The organism is Arthrobacter sp. USHLN218 (assembly GCF_037144715.1).
Lineage (GTDB): Bacteria > Actinomycetota > Actinomycetes > Actinomycetales > Micrococcaceae > Crystallibacter.
Window position 1 is genome coordinate 355114 of sequence record NZ_JBBCYT010000004.1, and the last position, 16827, is coordinate 371940.

Annotated in this window: 17 protein-coding genes, 1 tRNA gene and 1 riboswitch; of the genes, 7 read left to right on the top strand and 11 right to left on the bottom strand. The window is 67.4% G+C overall.

Translation table 11 applies throughout. From position 1 onward, the window contains the following. Positions 1 to 25 precede the first annotated feature (25 nt). The 4 genes from cycA to WFH44_RS11515 form a co-directional block, all read right to left on the bottom strand. Positions 26 to 1504, bottom strand: a complete 1479-nt coding sequence (gene cycA, locus WFH44_RS11500; protein ID WP_336714004.1) for a D-serine/D-alanine/glycine transporter — start codon at positions 1502 to 1504, stop codon at positions 26 to 28. 157 nt (positions 1505 to 1661) lie between these two features. Then, a riboswitch (glycine riboswitch) is annotated at positions 1662 to 1759 on the bottom strand. 134 nt (positions 1760 to 1893) lie between these two features. Further along, the gene (locus tag WFH44_RS11505) at positions 1894 to 2847 is read right to left on the bottom strand and encodes a hypothetical protein (RefSeq protein ID WP_336714005.1); all 954 of its coding nucleotides are present in this window, start codon (positions 2845 to 2847) and stop codon (positions 1894 to 1896) included. Between the two features lie 75 nt (positions 2848 to 2922). After that, positions 2923 to 3789, bottom strand: coding sequence for a GmrSD restriction endonuclease domain-containing protein (locus WFH44_RS11510; protein ID WP_336714006.1), 867 nt, complete (start codon positions 3787 to 3789; stop codon positions 2923 to 2925). Between the two features lie 99 nt (positions 3790 to 3888). Continuing rightward, positions 3889 to 4911: a DUF808 domain-containing protein gene (locus tag WFH44_RS11515; RefSeq protein WP_336714007.1), complete on the bottom strand. Its 1023-nt coding sequence runs from the start codon at positions 4909 to 4911 to the stop codon at positions 3889 to 3891. Positions 4912 to 5583: 672 nt separating this feature from the next. Between WFH44_RS11515 and WFH44_RS11520 the strand changes: the two genes are divergently transcribed. Continuing rightward, complete coding sequence (locus WFH44_RS11520) at positions 5584 to 5928, top strand: hypothetical protein (protein ID WP_336714008.1); 345 nt, start codon at positions 5584 to 5586, stop codon at positions 5926 to 5928. Positions 5929 to 6530: 602 nt separating this feature from the next. Here WFH44_RS11520 and WFH44_RS11525 read toward each other — a convergent pair. Further along, positions 6531 to 6603, bottom strand: a tRNA-Ala gene (locus tag WFH44_RS11525). A gap of 310 nt (positions 6604 to 6913) precedes the next feature. Here WFH44_RS11525 and WFH44_RS11530 point away from each other — a divergent pair. After that, on the top strand, positions 6914 to 7384 hold the full coding sequence (locus tag WFH44_RS11530) for an Lrp/AsnC family transcriptional regulator (RefSeq protein ID WP_336714009.1): 471 nt from the start codon (positions 6914 to 6916) through the stop codon (positions 7382 to 7384). Positions 7385 to 7417: 33 nt separating this feature from the next. Here the strand turns inward: WFH44_RS11530 and WFH44_RS11535 are convergent, their stop codons facing one another. From WFH44_RS11535 to WFH44_RS11550, 4 genes are all read right to left on the bottom strand, one after another. Then, positions 7418 to 7915, bottom strand: a complete 498-nt coding sequence (locus WFH44_RS11535; RefSeq protein ID WP_336714010.1) for a DUF456 domain-containing protein — start codon at positions 7913 to 7915, stop codon at positions 7418 to 7420. Between the two features lie 9 nt (positions 7916 to 7924). Beyond that, positions 7925 to 8422, bottom strand: coding sequence for a DedA family protein (locus WFH44_RS11540; protein WP_336714011.1), 498 nt, complete (start codon positions 8420 to 8422; stop codon positions 7925 to 7927). A 115-nt stretch (positions 8423 to 8537) separates the two neighbouring features. Continuing rightward, positions 8538 to 9803: an MFS transporter gene (locus WFH44_RS11545; protein WP_336714012.1), complete on the bottom strand. Its 1266-nt coding sequence runs from the start codon at positions 9801 to 9803 to the stop codon at positions 8538 to 8540. A gap of 142 nt (positions 9804 to 9945) precedes the next feature. Continuing rightward, positions 9946 to 10752 (bottom strand): SGNH/GDSL hydrolase family protein, encoded by an 807-nt coding sequence (locus tag WFH44_RS11550; RefSeq protein ID WP_336714013.1) that lies wholly within the window; start codon positions 10750 to 10752, stop codon positions 9946 to 9948. A gap of 144 nt (positions 10753 to 10896) precedes the next feature. Between WFH44_RS11550 and WFH44_RS11555 the strand changes: the two genes are divergently transcribed. Further along, positions 10897 to 11763: an SDR family oxidoreductase gene (locus tag WFH44_RS11555; protein ID WP_442892899.1), complete on the top strand. Its 867-nt coding sequence runs from the start codon at positions 10897 to 10899 to the stop codon at positions 11761 to 11763. Positions 11764 to 11796: 33 nt separating this feature from the next. On the opposite strand, the gene WFH44_RS11560 is transcribed toward WFH44_RS11555, so the two are convergent. Beyond that, on the bottom strand, positions 11797 to 12642 hold the full coding sequence (locus WFH44_RS11560) for an HpcH/HpaI aldolase/citrate lyase family protein (protein ID WP_336714014.1): 846 nt from the start codon (positions 12640 to 12642) through the stop codon (positions 11797 to 11799). Between the two features lie 195 nt (positions 12643 to 12837). Between WFH44_RS11560 and WFH44_RS11565 the strand changes: the two genes are divergently transcribed. The 4 genes from WFH44_RS11565 (at position 12838) to WFH44_RS11580 (ending at position 15398) form a co-directional block, all read left to right on the top strand. After that, complete coding sequence (locus tag WFH44_RS11565; RefSeq protein ID WP_336714015.1) at positions 12838 to 13248, top strand: helix-turn-helix domain-containing protein; 411 nt, start codon at positions 12838 to 12840, stop codon at positions 13246 to 13248. 80 nt (positions 13249 to 13328) lie between these two features. Next, a complete protein-coding gene (locus WFH44_RS11570) occupies positions 13329 to 13790 on the top strand; it encodes a hypothetical protein (RefSeq protein WP_336714016.1) in 462 nt (153 codons plus the stop codon). A gap of 55 nt (positions 13791 to 13845) precedes the next feature. Then, entirely contained in the window at positions 13846 to 14406 is a 561-nt protein-coding gene (locus tag WFH44_RS11575; protein ID WP_336714017.1) for an NAD(P)H-dependent oxidoreductase, read from the top strand. 158 nt (positions 14407 to 14564) lie between these two features. Next, positions 14565 to 15398, top strand: a complete 834-nt coding sequence (locus WFH44_RS11580) for an aldo/keto reductase (protein ID WP_336714018.1) — start codon at positions 14565 to 14567, stop codon at positions 15396 to 15398. Positions 15399 to 15422: 24 nt separating this feature from the next. On the opposite strand, the gene WFH44_RS11585 is transcribed toward WFH44_RS11580, so the two are convergent. Then, a complete protein-coding gene (locus WFH44_RS11585; RefSeq protein WP_336714019.1) occupies positions 15423 to 16778 on the bottom strand; it encodes an MFS transporter in 1356 nt (451 codons plus the stop codon). Positions 16779 to 16827: the final 49 nt, after the last annotated feature.

The following is a 16827-nucleotide window of genomic DNA, read 5'->3' on the forward strand; positions in this document are numbered from 1 at the left end:
AAACGTGTGGACAAAATCTTGGCGGCTACTGGGTATCCGCAGCGGCGGCCCGGCGGGCCTCGGCCTCAAGCTTCGCTTCGGCCTCGAGGTCGGCATGGAACGCCTCGTAGCGGGCCAGGTGCGTCGGGCGGCGGCGCAGCACGAGCCAGGCGATGGCGAGGATGACGAACCAGATCGGGGTAACCAGCAGCGCGGTGAGGGTGTCCGGCTGCGTGGTCAGCGCCCAGAGGACGAAGGCGAAGAACGCGAACACCACCCAGACCATGACAACGCCGCCGGGCATCTTGAACTTGGACTCTTCATGCAGCCGCGCCCGGCGCCTCCGGAAGGCGAGGTAGCTGGCCAGGATGATGGACCAGACGAACATGAAGCAGACGGCGGAGACCGTGGTCACCATTTCGAACGCCAGGGCGATGTCCTTGCCGGCATACAGGAGTACGACGCCGGAGAGCAGCAGGACGCAGGACAGGAACAGTGCGTTCTGCGGAACCTTGCGCGAGGAGAGCTTGCCGAAGACAGTCGGAGCGTCGCCTTCCTGTGCGAGGCCGTAGACCATGCGGGAGGTCGAGTAGACGCCGGAGTTGGCCGAGGACATCGCCGAGGTCAGCACCACGAGGTTGATGATCGTGGCGGCCATGCCGAGTCCCGCCAGCGAGAACATGCCGATGAAGGGGCTGCGGCCCGCCTCGAACTCGGTCCACGGGGTAACCGACATCAGGATGATCAGGGCGCCTACGTAGAACAGGAGCACACGGATGGGGATGGAGTTGATGGCCTTCGGAAGGTTCTTCTCCGGATTCTTGGCTTCCGCCGCCGTCGTACCCACGAGTTCGATGCCCACGAAGGCGAACACCGCGATCTGGAAGCCCGCCACGAAGCCCATGAACCCGTTCGGGAAGAAGCCGCCGTGGCTCCACAGGTTGCTGAAGGCGGCCGGGCCGGCGGGGGACTCGAAACCGGTGAAGATCATGACCAGGCCCGTGCCGATCAGCGCCAGGATGGCGACGATCTTGATCATGGCGAACCAGAACTCGGTCTCGCCGAAGGCCTTGACGGTAGCCAGGTTCAGCAGCAGCAGGACGGCCACGGTGAAGATGCCCGGAATCCAGAGCTGGATGCCCGGCACCAGTTCGTCGGCGTAGCCGGCGATCGCGATAACGTCCGCGATGCCGGTGACGACCCAGCAGAACCAGTAGGTCCAGCCGGTGAAGAACCCGGCCCACGGTCCCAGCAAGTCAGCGGCGAAATCGCTGAAGGACTTGTAGTGGAGGTTGCTGAGCAGCAGCTCGCCCATCGCCCGCATGACGAAGAACAGCATGAAGCCGATGATCATGTAAACGAAGATCACGGAGGGGCCGGCTGCCGAAATGGTCTTTCCCGAGCCCATGAACAGGCCGGTGCCGATGGCGCCGCCGATGGCGATCAGCTGGATGTGCCTGTTGGATAGCTGCCGCGCGAGATGCGGGGGTTCGCCTGTCGTGGTGGATGCATGTGGCGTAGTCATGAGGAACTCCATGGTTCAAGTGGCACGGGCGCACCACGTTGATTCGGTTCCTCCCCGCTCTGTATTGGACCTGAGAGATTCCGCGCGCCCTGCTTGCGCAGGAGCCGCTTGCACCGTGGGTGAGAAAGGCTGCCGCCCGTCTGCTTTCCAGAGTTGCCTAGCCGCGGCGGTACGTGGGCCTGAGAGATTCCCGGGGAGGGTTTGCTCCTACGGCGCCTGCCGAATGTACCGGCAGGACTCTCCCGCCGCAGATTGTAGGCATTATTTACTTATGGGTGACTGGGATCACAACCTAGGGTAGAGTGCAGCCCGGCCTCCCGCAAGCGGGTTGCGTGAAGGGCGTCATATTTCGGAAAACAGGGTCACTCGCCCCGCCGCGGGCGAAGCCGTCAACCGCGTTCGGCGAATGGCGGCACGTGGTGGTCGGGCCCGAAGGGTCTGAACCAGTCCTCGAACTTCATGGACGGGGCACCTTGGGGGCTGGCCTCCGGATCGTTTTCGAAGCCGTCCATGGCCGGGTCGAAAAGCATCATGGAGTCGGCGAAACGCAGGAAGAACTGTTCAAGCATGGCCACCCAGTCCGGGGGCAGGTCGGTCTCGAGCTCCAGATCGTCGGCCAGGAATTCCGCCTCGGCGAGAAGGCAGCGCAGGCCAAGCTCCTGGGCCACGCAGGACGGCTCCTTCCAGCCCGCGGCCAGGTTCATCGTGAGGTCGGTGCAGACGGTGAGGAACCGGGCCGCGAAACGGGCGTCGTAGTGGTGGGCGTACTGCGGCGGGAGGTTGCCGAGGACATAGGTCTCGTCAATGTCCCTGGCCGTCGGCTCCCGGTCCCTGAGCAGGTCTATGTCGTTGAACAGCTCGTCGATCATCCCGGCGCCCGCGTGCCAGAGCAACCCGGCCAGCACCCGGGCCCGGTGCCGGGACAGCTCGCGCTCCGCCGAGGGCGCCGCCGGATCGTAGCCGAGCCGTTCGAGCGCGATCCCGCCGGCGCGGTCCGCCGCTTCCAGCAGGGCGTTCACGGCGTTGCCGCTGATTCCGGTGTCCGCAGGCTCCCGCCCGCCATCGGCTCCGGCGGCATGGGGCATAACGGAGTCGGCCACCCCATGACCCTCCGCCGGCTCGACCTTGCCTCGCAGGAGCCGGATCCCCGGGACGTCCGCCGCGACGGCCAGCGGATCCATGGCAACGGCGAGGGCGGCGAACAGGTCCGTCGAGGCCAGGGCCACGTGTTCGGGTGATTCGGCTTTGACGACGGCGTAGCTCCGCAGCTCCCCCGGGTCGGTGATGTCCACGTCGATGGCGATGTGGATCGACGCCGGGATGGGCCTCTCCGGGTCATTCATGCGTAACACCCTACTCCCGCTGGCGCCCGCTTCGGCCGGAAAAGCCGCGTGGGAGGAAAAGCTGCCCGGGACCCGTCAGACCTCGCAGCCGACTCCGTCGCCGTTGCCGTCGAACCTGTCGCTCCAGCCGGGGTCGCCCGAGCGGATGGGCGCTGCCCCGCGGGCCTTCACCTCGGCACAGTTCTTGTACTCGGTGGCAGGGAGGGCCACTCCCTCGTCATCGGCCGGGACCTGTTGGTCCGCGCAGGATGAGGTCAGGACCTTCTTGATGGCGTCGTGCTCGGCCTGCGTCATCCAGAGCCCGTACTTCGCCTTTACCGCGGTCTGCAGCGCAACGTACTCACAGCGGAAGCCCCTGTTCGGCGGGAGCCAGGTCGCGGCGTCGCCGTCGCCCTTGGCCCCGTTGGCGGGACCGTCCGCGGCCCGCAGGTTGAGCGGATCGTTGGCGAACGCTGCCCGTTGGCCGGAGGAAAGCTTCTGCGCGCCCTTCTGCCACGCATCGGAGAGAGCGACGACGTGGTCGATCTGGACGAGGGTGCTGGTCTTGTTGCCGCGGACAAAATCGATCGTCTTGCCGGTGTAGGGATCGGCGAGGGTGCCGGTCAGGACGACACAGTGCCTAGTGCCGGACTTGAACGTCTCGTTGGTCAGATCCCGCGCGAGGACGTCGTTCCGGGCATCGCAGCCGTTGTGGTCCGGATCCAGCCACCCATCGCCGAACTGCTCGCGCGAGTAGCCGGTCTTCGGGGCGCGGCCCTTGACCTCGATCGTTGCCAGCTGCTCCAGCACGGTACCGGCCGCTGGCGCAGCGGTCTGCGTAGACTCGGCCGCCCCGGCCGGGGCCGGAACTTGGGCGTCATAGGCTGGAGTGCAGGCCGCCAGGGATGCGGCGGTGAGGAAGGCTGCGGTCAGGGAGAGGGCACGGCGGCGGAAAGTCTGCATATTCCTTAGGTGTTCGGGAGACCCGGCGGATCCCGCCCTCCAGCCTATGACCCCGTTGCCCGAACGCGGACCAGGCTCGCCCTGCTGGGCGGCGTGCGCCTAGGGAGCGGGATCCGTGCCGCGCTCCGAGGGCCGGTGGCCGGCGACGGCGGCGCGTCCGTCGCCCTCTTCGTGCCCGCCCTTGTTCTTACCGAAGGGCAGCACCTTCAGCAGCGGGTGCAGGACGATCATGACGACGAGGCCCCACGCGAGCCCGAGGACGGCTGAGCACAGGGTGTTCACAAGCCAGGACAGGAAGCCGCCGACTACGGCGATCCCCGCGAAGGGCCCCTCAAGGAGGTGGACCAGGTCGTATGGCGCATGCCAGCCGAGGTCGTGCGCCCCCTGGAGCATGATGTGGCCGCCGACCCAAAGCATGGCGATTGTCCCGACGAACGTAACCGCGCCCAGCACGGAGGGCATGCCCTTGACGAGCAGCCGACCAAAACGCTGAGAGCCCGCGGAGTCCTTGGTTGTCAGGTGCAGGCCGATGTCGTCCATCTTGACGATGAGAGCAACGGCGCCGTACACGAGCACCGTAATCGCGATCGCCACAACGACCAGGATGACCGCCCTGACCCACAGAGCCTGGTCCGCCACCTCGTTCATGGCGATGACCATGATCTCGCAGGACAGGATGAAGTCGGTCGTGATGGCACCCTTGACGACCTTGCCCTCCGCCGCCCCGCCCCGTTCAACGGCCGGAGCCTCTTCGCCACCGTGGTGGCCGCGGAGCCTGTGCCAGACCTTCTCGGCACCCTCATAACAGAGGTAGGTGCCTCCCAGCATGAGGATGAACGGGATGATCCCAGGGATGAAGGCGCTGATGAGCAGCAGCGCCGGCAGAATGATCACGAGCTTGTTCCGCAGCGAGCCCCAGAAGATCTTCTTGATCATCGGCAGCTCTCGGGACGGATCCCTACCGGACACGTACTGCGGCGTAACGGCGGCGTCGTCGATCACCACGCCGGCGGCCTTGGTTCCGGCCTTGGCCGCTCCGGCGGCGACGTCATCAACCGAGGCGGCAGCGATACGGGCCAGGGCAGCGACATCGTCGAGAAGGGCAACGAGACCGCCGCTCACAGGTCGCCTCCGGACTGCTCGACGGCGGACTGCTGGACGCGGCTGGCACGTGTGATCGGCATATTCCGAGTATATGTTGGCGTATGGGCCGGCAGCTGGTGTGGAGGCAAAGCCATGATGCGCCGGAATGCTGGCGCGGGCTGCCCGACTCCTGATGCGTTCCTGCTGATAAGAGTCCGGGGCGCCCCTCGAGTACTCGGACCGGAAGGGCCCGGCCCGCCTGCCGGGATGGCAGGACGCCGCCGCGGTCAGGCAGCTCCGATGGTGCGGAACACCGCCCCGGCACCCAATCCAGGTGTGAGCCCGGGGCGATGCCCGCTGCCCCCACTCGCAAGGGGCACCCGGAACCTGGCTCTGTGAGGGCACAGCCGGCTCCGCCTCCCGGGTCCGCTCTGAGCGCCGGGATAGGACCATTCTTGCCTTCGCGAGGACGCGTCAACAGAGCCAGTTCCGGGGAGACCAGGACCCCTCATAAAGGGTGTTTGCTCCGGCTGCGCACCGGCAGACACCGGATGCCTGCCGTTGGGCTTCCCGAGCCTGTCGGCAGGCCATCCGAGGCAGGGCGATCACCGCGCACACGTGCCCTAGCCAGCAGCGGCTGCTCCGAGTGGAGGCCCACGGGCCAATCCCCCGGGTATACGAGGGAATCGCGGCTCTACATAGGATTCACCTATGAGCTGCAAGAAACGTACCGTCGAAGCTGTCCGTGACGAAATAGTCGCCGCAACTGCAGACCTGCGTGCGGTCGCCCGAGAGGAGCAGGACAAGCAACGGAACCAGGTTGCCGACTGGCTTGACGGACAGTTCATCGGTATCGCAGACCGGCGCGTTTTGCGTAAAGCCGCCTCAAATGCCCTCAGCGGTCTCTACCGAGGCGGAATGGGGTCGTTCCAGGATGTCGGCACAGAGCCATCATCCAAAGCGGTCAAGAGACTGTATCTCGCATTGCGGCGTGCGAACTCTTGGTTCCTGCACAACCCACGAAGCACGCGGACGACACCGACCACCCGCCCGTAAGCGGTGGCCGTGCCCGTCGGACGGGTTCGGTCGCGGGTCAAAGCTGAGCGCCGCCGGTCGGTCGCCGAGCGCCGTCAGAGGGAGCAGCTTCATCAGATGCATCAACTTCCCCGCTCAGGCGGGCAGGTGCCCTGCGCTCAGTCGGACCCGTCTAGCCGGTTTCCGTAGGGATAAGCGATCCAGGGCCCGGTTCCCAATTCCGGACACTGGGCGTGCATGGCACGTTTGGTAACGTCGTAGTCCGCCGGAGCCCGCCTGTACATCAGTTCAACCAGGTTGACGTCATGGTCAACGCGGCCGTCTTCCCACATTGCGTCATAGCGGAACGCCCGGACCCGGCGGCGCAACCACCTTGATGTCCCCATGTAGGCGGTTGCGCGGAAAGCAAACGGGAAACGAGCATCTGCGGGCACAAGTCCATGTTCACACATGCAGGCCGGTCTAATCTGCCCAGTCGGCGTGGACACTGAGAATCATGGATTAAGACGCGGTGGCCGATCGGATCCGCGCCCTGACGACGACGGCGGCTGAGGCCCAAATCGCCCGTCCAGCCGGGCATCACGTCAGCGGTTCGCGGAACCCGCTAAGTACGGCGAAAGCGGTGGAGCCTAGGGGAATCGAACCCCTGACCTTTTCATTGCGAACGAAACGCTCTACCAACTGAGCTAAGGCCCCGAGTAACTGCGTAGATCATATGACCGTCGTGGCCGAATCACCAAAAACGGATGTAGCGAGACCCCCGCTCCATCCGGCAGGCATCCGGCTGGATCGGGGGTCTTCAGCTGTGAACAACAGGTTGGATCCTTGCGGGATCCGTCCGCAGATCCTCGGCGGGGTGGGCCGGTTTCACTGCACCTTGGCGGGTGGAAGCTTGTGGCTCGTCCCGCGCTGCCTCCAATTCGAGCACCCCTGCGGCAATCCGTGCAATAGTTGCCTCATTGGTTGGTCAATCTGATCAACATGGGAACGGGACACCGGACAGGAAGTGGTCAGATTGCAGCAGCTGGATCCGACAGACCGCCGCATCATCCTTGCCTTGGACGAGGATCCGCGCATACCGGTCATGATGCTGGCCCAGAAGCTCGGGCTGGCGCGCGGCACGGTCCATTCCCGGCTCGAGCGGATCAAGGCGTCGGGCATCCTCCGTCCGCACTCGGCGCGGATCTTCCCGGAAGCCACGGGGCGAGGGGTGATGGCCATGGTGAGTGCGGAACTCGACCAGAGCAAGCTCAACAAGGCCGTCGAGGCGCTGCGCAAGATCCCCGAGGTCCTCGAATGCCATGCCCCGGCCGGCGACACGGACCTGCTCATCCGGGTGGTCGCCAAAAGCCCCGACGATCTCTACCGGGTCAGCGAGGAGATCCGCCTCTGCCCCGGCATCACGCGGACCTCCACGCAGATGTTCCTCCGCGAGGTGATTCCGTACCGGACCACGGGACTGCTCCAGGAGGACTGAGTCCGCAGAACCTGCCCGGCGACGGGACGGCCGTCAGGCGAAAAAGTGCACCAGGACGCCGATCGTCCAGATGCTGCCCGCGGCAAACGCGCAGCCGAGCTCCACGAGGATGCCGATCCCCATCGCCTTGAGCGCGACCCCGCTCGAGGCCAGGGCGAGCCCGAAGTCGCGCTGCCGGAGGTACTCGCTGAGCAGCAAGCCCACGGCGAAACCGATGAAGAGGCCCAGCACCGGAATCACGAACATGCCCACCAGTCCCACGACAATGCCGACCACAATCGAGTGGTTCGGGATCCTGCGGGCCTTGAGCCGCTTCCCGGTCAGCACGGCACTGGCCGCCATCCCGATGGCCACCAGCACCGCACCCAGTCCGAAGACGACCCAGCCGACCGTGCTCCGCAGCACCAGCGCCCAGATCAGCAGGCTGGCGACGATGGTGATGCTGCCGGGCAGGACCGGAATGACGATGCCGGCAATGCCGACCGCGATGAGCAGTCCGCAGATGACGGTGGTGATGATCTGGGCTTCCATACGCCCAGCCTAAGCGGCTTCGCGGGCCTCTTCCGCGTCGGCGGCACGTTCGCGCCGCTTCCGGCGCCACAGCACGAAGGCCAGCACTCCCACGAGCAGGATCACAATAACGACGGCGGTGGCCGGCGAAGCGAGCACCAAGCCCAGCCATGCGGCTACCGCCGCGAGACCGACCGTGGCGTAAACCACGGCCCAGATGATGCTGCCGGCCACAACGGCAGGCAGGAAGCGGACCAGGTGCATGCGGGCGATGCCGGCGGTGGCAATCACGGCCGTCTGCAGGCCGATGGTAAGGAAGCACAGCGTCACGGCGAACGGACCGAACCTGTCCATCAGGCGTTCCGCGCGCTTCATCACGGGGCTGTCGAGGTGCTTCTCAAGGGACGTGCGGCGGGCACCGGCGGCGGCGCCGCGGCCCAGCCAGTAGGTCGCGTTGGATCGGATCATGGCGCCGCAGAAGAGGGCGAGGATTGCCCATTCCAGCGGCAGTTCAAGGAAGATGTCCATCGCCCTCCTTTCAGCGGATGCCGGCCCGTTAATTCTACTGGCCGTAGAATCGGCCGGATGACCGCTCCGCGGCGGTAACATCCCGCGTACTCACGATTATTCCGCCGCCGCGGCCTTACCGGACGCCCTTGATCTTGACCACGAACACCGCTCCCAGCAATCCTATGATGGCGGCGAGCACGAACAGGGCCGTGTAGCCGCCGAGGTACAGCACCACGGGAGCCGCGATCAGCGGGGCGAAGACCTGCGGCGACGAGTTGGCGATGTTGATGACGCCCAGGTCCTTGCCGCGGTCGGCGGCGCTGGGCAGCACCTGCGTCAGCAGGGCGAAATCGACGGCGAGGAACATGCCGAAGCCGGCGCCCAGGACGGCGGCGGCGACCAGCGCCGTCGGCCAGGTCTGCCACAGCGCCACCAGGATCGACGCCGTCGCGATCGTGGCTGCGGAGGCAATGACGAACGGCTTCCGGCGGCCGATCCGGTCGCTCCAGGGCCCGCCGATGACCGCGGTGACGATGACCATCAGCGCGTAGATGCCGGTCAGCAGCAGCACGCCCGCCGCCGGGTCGGGGTGGCCCACGGCATCCTGCAGGAAGAAGAACAGATAGAGCGTGAACAGGTTGTTGCCCAGGTTGACCAGGAACCGCGTCAGCCAGGCCCAGCCGAAGTCAGGGTGGCGCCGCGGGGAAATGTAGAAGCTCTTCAGGAACCGGCCCCAGGCAAACGGCGGACGCAGCGCCGGATCCAGCGGCACGTCGCGGCCCTTCACCAGGAACATGACCACGCTCAGGAGCAGGAACACCGCGCAGTAGATGTAGCCGAGGACGAAGCCGCCGGCCAGGTTGGCCAGCACCGCCCCGAAGACGATGCCGACGGTCTGCCCCATCGCCGCCAGCCCGCCGACCTGGCCGCGCTGCAGGGCCGGGACCCGGTCCGGAATGCCTGCCGTCACCGCGGCGTAGGCGCCGTTGCAGCCCGCCTGCACCAGGCACCAGGCGGCCACCATGACGGCGATGCTCGGGGCGCCGGCCAGCAGGAGCAGGGCGGCAAAAGCCAGCACCGCGCCGCCCAGCACCCACGGCACCCGGCGTCCCAGTGCCGACGTCGTACGGTCGCTCAAGGCGCCGGCGATGGGGTTGGCAACCAGCGAGACCGCAGCCCCGAAACCGGTGGCCAGCGCAAGGACCGCCTCCTTGTTGGCCGCGTCAAAGGTCTGGGCCTGCTGCGCGAGGAGCACCTGCAGCGGGCCGAAGAAGGCCGCATTGATACCGACATTGACGAGGATGACCCCCGCGATCCAGCCGGGACCGACCCGCCGCGTCGGTTCGGCGAAGGCCGCCGCCGGCACCCCTGAGCCGGCCACCCCTCCGGGACTGGTCATGCGGACGCTCCTAAATCCCGGCGAACTGCATGATGAATCCCATGCCGACGCTGGCCACCATCGCGACGATGATCAGCCAGACGATGGGCGTGCGGAATTTGCGCATAGTCTTCATGATCCACAAGTCTAGGTCCCCTGCGGCCTATCCCACCGGGGCCCTTCCCGCCCTTTTGGCCAGCTTCTTCAAACCGTCGGAAACCCTGACCGGCTCCGGCCAGCGCGGCGGCAGGTTGTCCCCCAGCGTGACGCCGCGCAGCTTGCGGCCGAACATCGGCACGACCCATTCATGCATCCAGGCCCGATCGCGGCGCAGCATTTCCCGCCAGCCGTAACGCTCCATCGGCCCCAGCGGCCGGATCTTCAGGGTGTGTTCGACGCCGAGCAGCTCCAGGACCTGCGCGGCCATGTACTTGTGGCCGGCCGGCGACATGTGCAGCCGGTCCGAGTCCCACATCCGCTTGTCCTGGTAGGCGTCGAAGGTCCAGTGGTCCACCAGCAGCGCCCCATACTTGCGCGCTATGGCCCGCACCGCCTCGTTGTATTGCCAGTTCCGCCGGCGCATTGGTTCCAGCACCGACGGCAGCATCACGTCGAACCCGGTGAAGAGCACCAGCCGGGCGCCGGTCGACGCCAGCCGGGCCACGGCCGCCTCGTACTGCTCCAGCAGCTCGTCCATGTCCTTGCGGATCTCCAGGATGTCGTTGCCGCCGGCGTAGAACGTGATCAGCGTCGGGTTCATGGCCAGGGCCGGCTCCAGCTGGTCCGCCACGATCTGGTGCAGCCGCTTGCTCCGCACGGCCAGGTTGGCGTAGCACAGCTCCGGATTTTTCTTGGCCAGCTGTTTGGCCAGGCGGTCGGCCCAGCCCCGCACCCCGTTCGGGAACTTCTTGTTCCGGTCGCCCACGCCTTCGGTGAAGCTGTCCCCCAATGCGACGAATACCTCTGGCACCCGACCAACGCTAACCGCGGACGGAGAAGGGCCGGGAAACTCAAGATGAATTTCCCGGCCGGCCGCCGGAACGTGCACGCCGGCGGCCGCGGTGCAGCCGACGGCGCTGACCACGCACGGGTTCCCGGCCCTATGCTTGGAGCCATGATGCCGGATAAGAATCCCGCCCCTCCCACCATCGCCATCACCGGCGCCTCCGGCCGGCTCGGCGGCGAAACGGCGCGCCTGCTCGCCGCGGAGGGGATCCCGCTTCGCCTGGTCCTGCGCGACGCCTCCCGCGCCCCCGGACTTCCGGGAACAACGACGGCGGTGGCCGGCTTCGGCGACCCGGGCGCCTGCCGCCGGGCGCTGGAAGGCATCGGGACGGTATTCATGGTGTCAGCGGCGGAGTCCGAAGACCGGCTGCAGCAGCACTTCACGTTCATCGACGCCGCCATGGAGGCAGGCGTCGAGCACATCGTCTACACATCGTTCGCCGGCGCCGACCCGGATGCGACCTTCACCCTCGCTCGGGACCATTTCGCCACCGAGGAGAAGCTGCGGGAAACCGGGGCCAAGTTCACCCTGCTGCGCAACAACTTCTACGCAGACATCCTGCCCGACTTCGCGGACCGGAACGGCGTGATCCGCGGGCCCGCCGAGGACGGGCGCGCAGCATTTGTGGCCCGGTCCGATGTGGCGCGCGTGGCCGCAGCCATTCTCCAGCAGCCCATCCCGCACGCCGGGTTCACCTACAATCTCACCGGTCCCGAGGCCCTGACGCTGGCGGAAGCCGCGGCCATCCTGACAGAGGCCACGGGACGGCAGCTGAGCTTCCACAATGAGACGGTGGAGGAGGCGTACGCCTCGCGTGCCCACTTCGGTGCCGCGGCATGGCAGCTGGATGCCTGGGTCAGCACCTACACCGCGATCGCGCGCGGCGAGCTCGCCAAGACCACCAACGACGTCGAACTGCTCACGGGCGAGGCCCCGCTCAGCCTGCACCAGCTGTTCTCGCAGCCACTGAACTGACGCCTCCGGCGGCCTAAGCCCGGCGTACCTGGGTCAGGCGTTCCAGAGTCCGTAGGAATCCGCGAGCGAGGAGATCTTCTCGGCGCGGGCCAGTCGGGGAAGGTAGGAGCCGTCGCCCACCACGGCACCGGCGGCGTGCGCACTCAGCAGCTCGTGCGCCCAGCGGATCTCGGACTCGCTCGGCGAAAGGCCCTTGTTGATGGTGTCCGCTGCCTCAAGCAGCAGGCAGAGCTTCCCGGTCATGCCCATCGATGCCGTGACCTTGCAGGCCTCCAGCAGGTCGTCGCCCAGCATTCCGACGCTCGGTCCGTCGATCGGGCCGGGCAGCTGGCCCACACGGGAGGCGATCACGAGCCGCGAGCGCGCATAGGCGAGGGCCATGGGTTCGTCGCTGGCGCCGGTGTCGCGGCGGAAGTCGCCGACGCCGAAAGCCAGGCGGAAGGTCCCGGGGGCGCTGGCAATGGCCGTGGCGTTCTCGATGCCGACGGCGGATTCGATCAGCGCGACCACCGGCGTACCCGCATGCAGGCGCATGGCCGTGTGGGTCACCTGCTCGGGACGCTCGGTCATCGCGAGCATCACGCCGCGCAGGCCGGGCGCCTTGGACAGTGCGGCCAGGTCATCGGCCCAGTAGTCGGTTTCCATACCATTGACCCGGACCCAGGCGGTCATGCCGTTCGACAGCGCTTCGACCACGCGCTCCCGGGCCTCGGCCTTGCCCGCCGCCGGGACTGCATCTTCCATGTCGAAGATGACGGAGTCGGCTTCGGAGGCAAGGGCGGGGGCGAAGTTGGCTTCGTCGGCAGCCGATGCCAGGAGCCAGGAACGGGAGAGCTTCGCCGGCAGTGCTGCTGCGCGGCGGTTTCTGATCGTGGGCATATACAGAGCCTACTTAACCCTTGGGCGACCTGTTAACACGAGGACGGTACTCTGCGGCCAACGTCACCTCCGGGTTGGCGCCGCTGGCTGGCCTTTGTCGGCCGCCGCCGCCCCGTCCGCCTCCTGGTCCAGCCGTCCACTTACTCCGCGGCCAGCGCCCCGGGCGCAGGGGCCCGGTGGATTAGGGTAGGTGCTATGGCGCAGCTGAAACCACGCACCACGGACGCCCTGCCGGAGTCCGAATCCCGGCGGCTCGCCCGCGCGCTGGGCGAAAGCGATGACGTGACCGTCTTCGTCAATGGCACCACGGTGAAGCTGCCCGCCAAGGCGCGGGACGCCGTCGTCGATGTCCTGCGCCGCCTGGCCGACGGCGACGCCGTCATGGTCAGCTCGGCCGAGGGGCTGCTCAACACCTCCCAAGCGGCCGAGGTCGCCGGGATCTCCCTGACGTACATGCGGAAATTGACCGACGCCGGCACCATTCCGGTTGAGTACCGCGGCACCCACCGGCGGATCAGGCTGCGCGACGTCCAAGCCTGGCTCGAATCGCGCGCGCAGAAGCACCGCGGGCAGCAGCAGCCGGGGCAGCCGCCCGCAGACCCCTAGCATCCAACGCCCCTTCCCACGGGGTATGATTGTTCATTCTGGTTAAGCAGTAGCCGGGTTCTTTCGCGTTTAAGGAATCCGTGGATCTGCACAACCCGCCCGCCGAGTACGGCGCCGGCTCCATTCTTTACCTCCTCACCGCTGCCGCCGCCGCCTTGGAGGGCACCGCGGACAAGGCCCTGGCCCCGCTGGGCCTGAACCGGCAGTCACTGACCCTGCTGGAGAAGCTCGCGGCCGGCCCGCTGAGCGCTGCCGAGCTCACCCTCCTCGCAGGCGCGCCGGGCGAAGACGTCAAGGCGCTCCTCTCCAGGCTGGAGTCCCGCGGCTACGTGGACCGGCCGCACTCGGCCGGACGGAGCGCCGGATACGTGCTGACAGACAAGGGACGCCGCGCCGCCGCAGCCGCGCAGCTGGCTGTCGGCCGTGCCGCCCACGCCGCAGGCGCCGCCCTGCCGGAGCTGCATCCACAGCTGGCGGCGCTCATCAAAGCGCTGGAGGCCCCCGGCCGGAGTGAGGAACCCCACGCCGCGGACGAGGAATGAATCGTCCGGGCCTCGGGTTGTCATGCGTGTACCAACCACTTGGCTTAGGAGATTCATGAGCATCAAGGTCCTCACCCTCGTCGGCAGCCTCCGCGGCGCCTCCGTCAACCGCAAGCTGGCCGAAGCGGCCGCCGCCGTTGCCCCCGAAGGTGCCGAGGTGACCCTGTACGAAGGCCTTGCCTCCATCCCCTTCTACAACGAGGACCTCGACGTCGAGGGCCAGGTGCCGGCCGCCGCGGCAGCCCTGCGCGAGGCGGCCGGCGAGGCCGACGCCGTGCTGTTCGTGACCCCCGAGTACAACGGCACCACCCCGGCCGTGCTGACCAATGCCATCGACTGGCTGTCCCGCCCGTTCGGCGCCGGTGCCGTGAAGGACATGCCGGCCGCCGTGGTCAGCGCCTCCCCCTCCGGCTTCGGCGCCCAGTGGGCCAACGAGAACACGCGCAAGGCCCTTGGTGTTGCCGGCGCGAAGGTCCTCGAGGACGTGTCCATCACCGTGGGCGGCCGGTTCGAGGTCTTCGCCGGGACCCACCCGAAGGACCACGCCGAGACCGCCGCCGAACTGGCCGGCGTCGTTTCCGCGCTGGCTGGCGCCCTGGAGCCGGCCAACGCCTGATTCCGTCTCCGCCCCGCGGAACCCGATGGGCCCGGCGCCGCTTCCCGAGAGGGTTAGCGGCACCGGGCCTTCGCTTTGCCTCCCCATTGGCCTTGGCCACTGCGGCCGCCCCCGCAAAGGCCTAGGCTGGTGACCAAGACGACGACCCTGGGAGAACAGTGACTGGACAGACCGCACCCCTGCTGGACCTGCGCAACGGCGCCGCCATCCCGCTGCTGGGCCTGGGCACCTGGCCGATGGACAACGCGGAGACCGCCGACGCCGTCGAACGCGCCCTCGGCTTGGGCTACCGGCTCATCGACACCGCCGAGAACTACGGGAACGAGGCCGGAGTCGGCGAAGGCGTGCGCCGCAGCGGGCTGTCCCGCGAAGACGTCTTCATCACCACCAAGTTCAATAAGGAATGGCACAGTTACGACGGCGTCCGGCGGGCTTTCGAAGCCGGCGCCGGGCGGCTGGGGGTCGAGTATGTGGACCTGCTGCTGATCCACTGGCCAAATCCGGCACAGGACCGCTACGTGGAGGCCTTCAAGGGCATGGCCGCGCTGCTGGAGGAGGGGCTGGTCAGGGCGATAGGCACCTCCAATTTCAAGCCCGCCCACCTGCAGCGGCTATTCGACGCCGGGCTGGTGCCCGACGTCAACCAGATCCAGCTGGACCCGCGGCACACGCGCGGCGACCTGGTCGAGCTGCACCGCGGGCACGGCATCGCCACCGAGGCCTGGAGCCCGCTGGGCCGCGGCGGCTCGCTGCTGCGGGTGCCGGCCCTCACCGCACTCGCGGACAAGTACAACCGGACGCCCGCGCAGATCGTGTTGCGCTGGCATACCCAGCAGGGCTTCGTTGCCATCCCCAAGTCCGGCCGGCCGGAGCGCCTCGCCGAGAACCTTGCCGTGTTCGACTTCACGCTCGACGACGCCGAGGTCCGGGAGCTTTCCGCAATGGATACCGGCGTGGCGGACATCTACGACGCGGACGAATTCGGGCACTAAGCCCCGCGCCGGGCCCGCCGGCGGCTAGCGGGATCCGGCCAGCTGCCCGGCCACCGCTGCCGCCGGTTCCACCGGGGCACTCAGCGACTTCGGCTTGCGGAGCACCGTGATCGCGACGGCGCCGAGGACCAGCGGGAGGATAAAGACAAAGTAGATGTTGCCCGGGACCCAGCCGGCGTCGACCAGCGCCCCGGCGACGATCGGGGAGACGATGCCGCCGGACCGGCCGATGCCGCCGATCAGGCCCACCGCGGTAGCGCGGACGGAGGCATCGTAGTAGACCGGGCCGATCGAGAACATGCCGGCGATGGTGGCGTTGCACAGGAGCCCCAGCAGCCCGGCCAGCACGAGCGCCGTGTTCAGCTGGTTGGCGAACAGGGCGAACACCGCGAATGCGGCCGCGGCCAGCAGGAAGAAGACGGCCAGCGTGCGCTTCAGATCGTACCGGGAGCCGAAGTAGGCAAAGACGATCGAGCCGATGATGGAACCGACGCTGAAGAGCACGCCGGCGGTGATGCCCTCATTGGCGGAGTAGCCGGATTCGGTCAGCAGGCGCGGGGTCCAGGAGTTGGCGAAGTAGAACGAGCCCATGATCATCATGAAGGCCAGGGCCAGCAGGCTCGTCTTGGGCGCCTGCCCGTTGGAGAAGATCGCGACCAGCTTGTTGGATGGCTGGCCGGTGGTGACCGGGGCGGCGGGGAGCGCGGCAAGGGCGGGCTGTTCGAGGCGGACGAAGATCCCGTTGATCTTCTCCAGCGCGCCTTCCGGCCGCTTGGCGTTCAGGTAGTCGATCGACTCGGGCAGCCACTTCAGCACGATGGGCAGCATGATGAACGTAATGATGCCGCCGAAGATGAAACCGGCGTGCCACTCGAAGCGGGTGAGCAGCGCCGCGACGATGATGCCGCCGAGCACGCCGCCGATGGGCAGGCCTGCACTGTAGAGGCTGACCGCGGTGGCGCGCCGCCGGGCGTTGGAATACTCGGCGACCAGCACGTTCAGGCTGGTCTGCATGGTGCCGGCGGCCATGCCGGTCACGACGCGCAGCGCCAGCAGCGTCTCGTAGTTGGGTGCGAACGCCGAGGCGAACATGCCGACGGTGATCACCGAGGTGGACAGGATGATGGTGTTGCGGCGCCCGATCTTATCCGCGATCTGCGCGACGAAGATCGCGCCGATGGCCATGCCGGCCAGGGCGGCGCTGAGCAGCAGGCCGAGTTCCCCGCCGCTGAGCCCCCAGGACTCGGCGATGGCGGTGGCGCTGAACGCCATGACCAGCACGTCGTAGCCGTCAATGAAGTTCATCGCGAGGCAGATGGCAACAATGCCGATCTGCGCCTTGCTCATCGGGGATGCTTCGATCCGAGCCTTGATATCCATGGGCGTGGCCTTACTACATCGAATTACTGTCCGACCGTTCGGTCGTACG

What these genes read in the sequence shown, in the direction of transcription:
- cycA (WP_336714004.1), bottom strand. Translation starts at nt 1,504, where the DNA reads ATGACTACGCCACATGCATCCACCACGACAGGCGAACCCCCGCATCTC.
- WFH44_RS11505 (WP_336714005.1), bottom strand. Translation starts at nt 2,847, where the DNA reads ATGAATGACCCGGAGAGGCCCATCCCGGCGTCGATCCACATCGCCATC.
- WFH44_RS11510 (WP_336714006.1), bottom strand. Translation starts at nt 3,789, where the DNA reads ATGCAGACTTTCCGCCGCCGTGCCCTCTCCCTGACCGCAGCCTTCCTC.
- WFH44_RS11520 (WP_336714008.1), top strand. Translation starts at nt 5,584, where the DNA reads ATGAGCTGCAAGAAACGTACCGTCGAAGCTGTCCGTGACGAAATAGTC.
- WFH44_RS11535 (WP_336714010.1), bottom strand. Translation starts at nt 7,915, where the DNA reads ATGGAAGCCCAGATCATCACCACCGTCATCTGCGGACTGCTCATCGCG.
- WFH44_RS11540 (WP_336714011.1), bottom strand. Translation starts at nt 8,422, where the DNA reads ATGGACATCTTCCTTGAACTGCCGCTGGAATGGGCAATCCTCGCCCTC.
- WFH44_RS11545 (WP_336714012.1), bottom strand. Translation starts at nt 9,803, where the DNA reads ATGACCAGTCCCGGAGGGGTGGCCGGCTCAGGGGTGCCGGCGGCGGCC.
- WFH44_RS11555 (WP_442892899.1), top strand. Translation starts at nt 10,897, where the DNA reads ATGATGCCGGATAAGAATCCCGCCCCTCCCACCATCGCCATCACCGGC.
- WFH44_RS11560 (WP_336714014.1), bottom strand. Translation starts at nt 12,642, where the DNA reads ATGCCCACGATCAGAAACCGCCGCGCAGCAGCACTGCCGGCGAAGCTC.
- WFH44_RS11565 (WP_336714015.1), top strand. Translation starts at nt 12,838, where the DNA reads ATGGCGCAGCTGAAACCACGCACCACGGACGCCCTGCCGGAGTCCGAA.
- WFH44_RS11575 (WP_336714017.1), top strand. Translation starts at nt 13,846, where the DNA reads ATGAGCATCAAGGTCCTCACCCTCGTCGGCAGCCTCCGCGGCGCCTCC.
- WFH44_RS11585 (WP_336714019.1), bottom strand. Translation starts at nt 16,778, where the DNA reads ATGGATATCAAGGCTCGGATCGAAGCATCCCCGATGAGCAAGGCGCAG.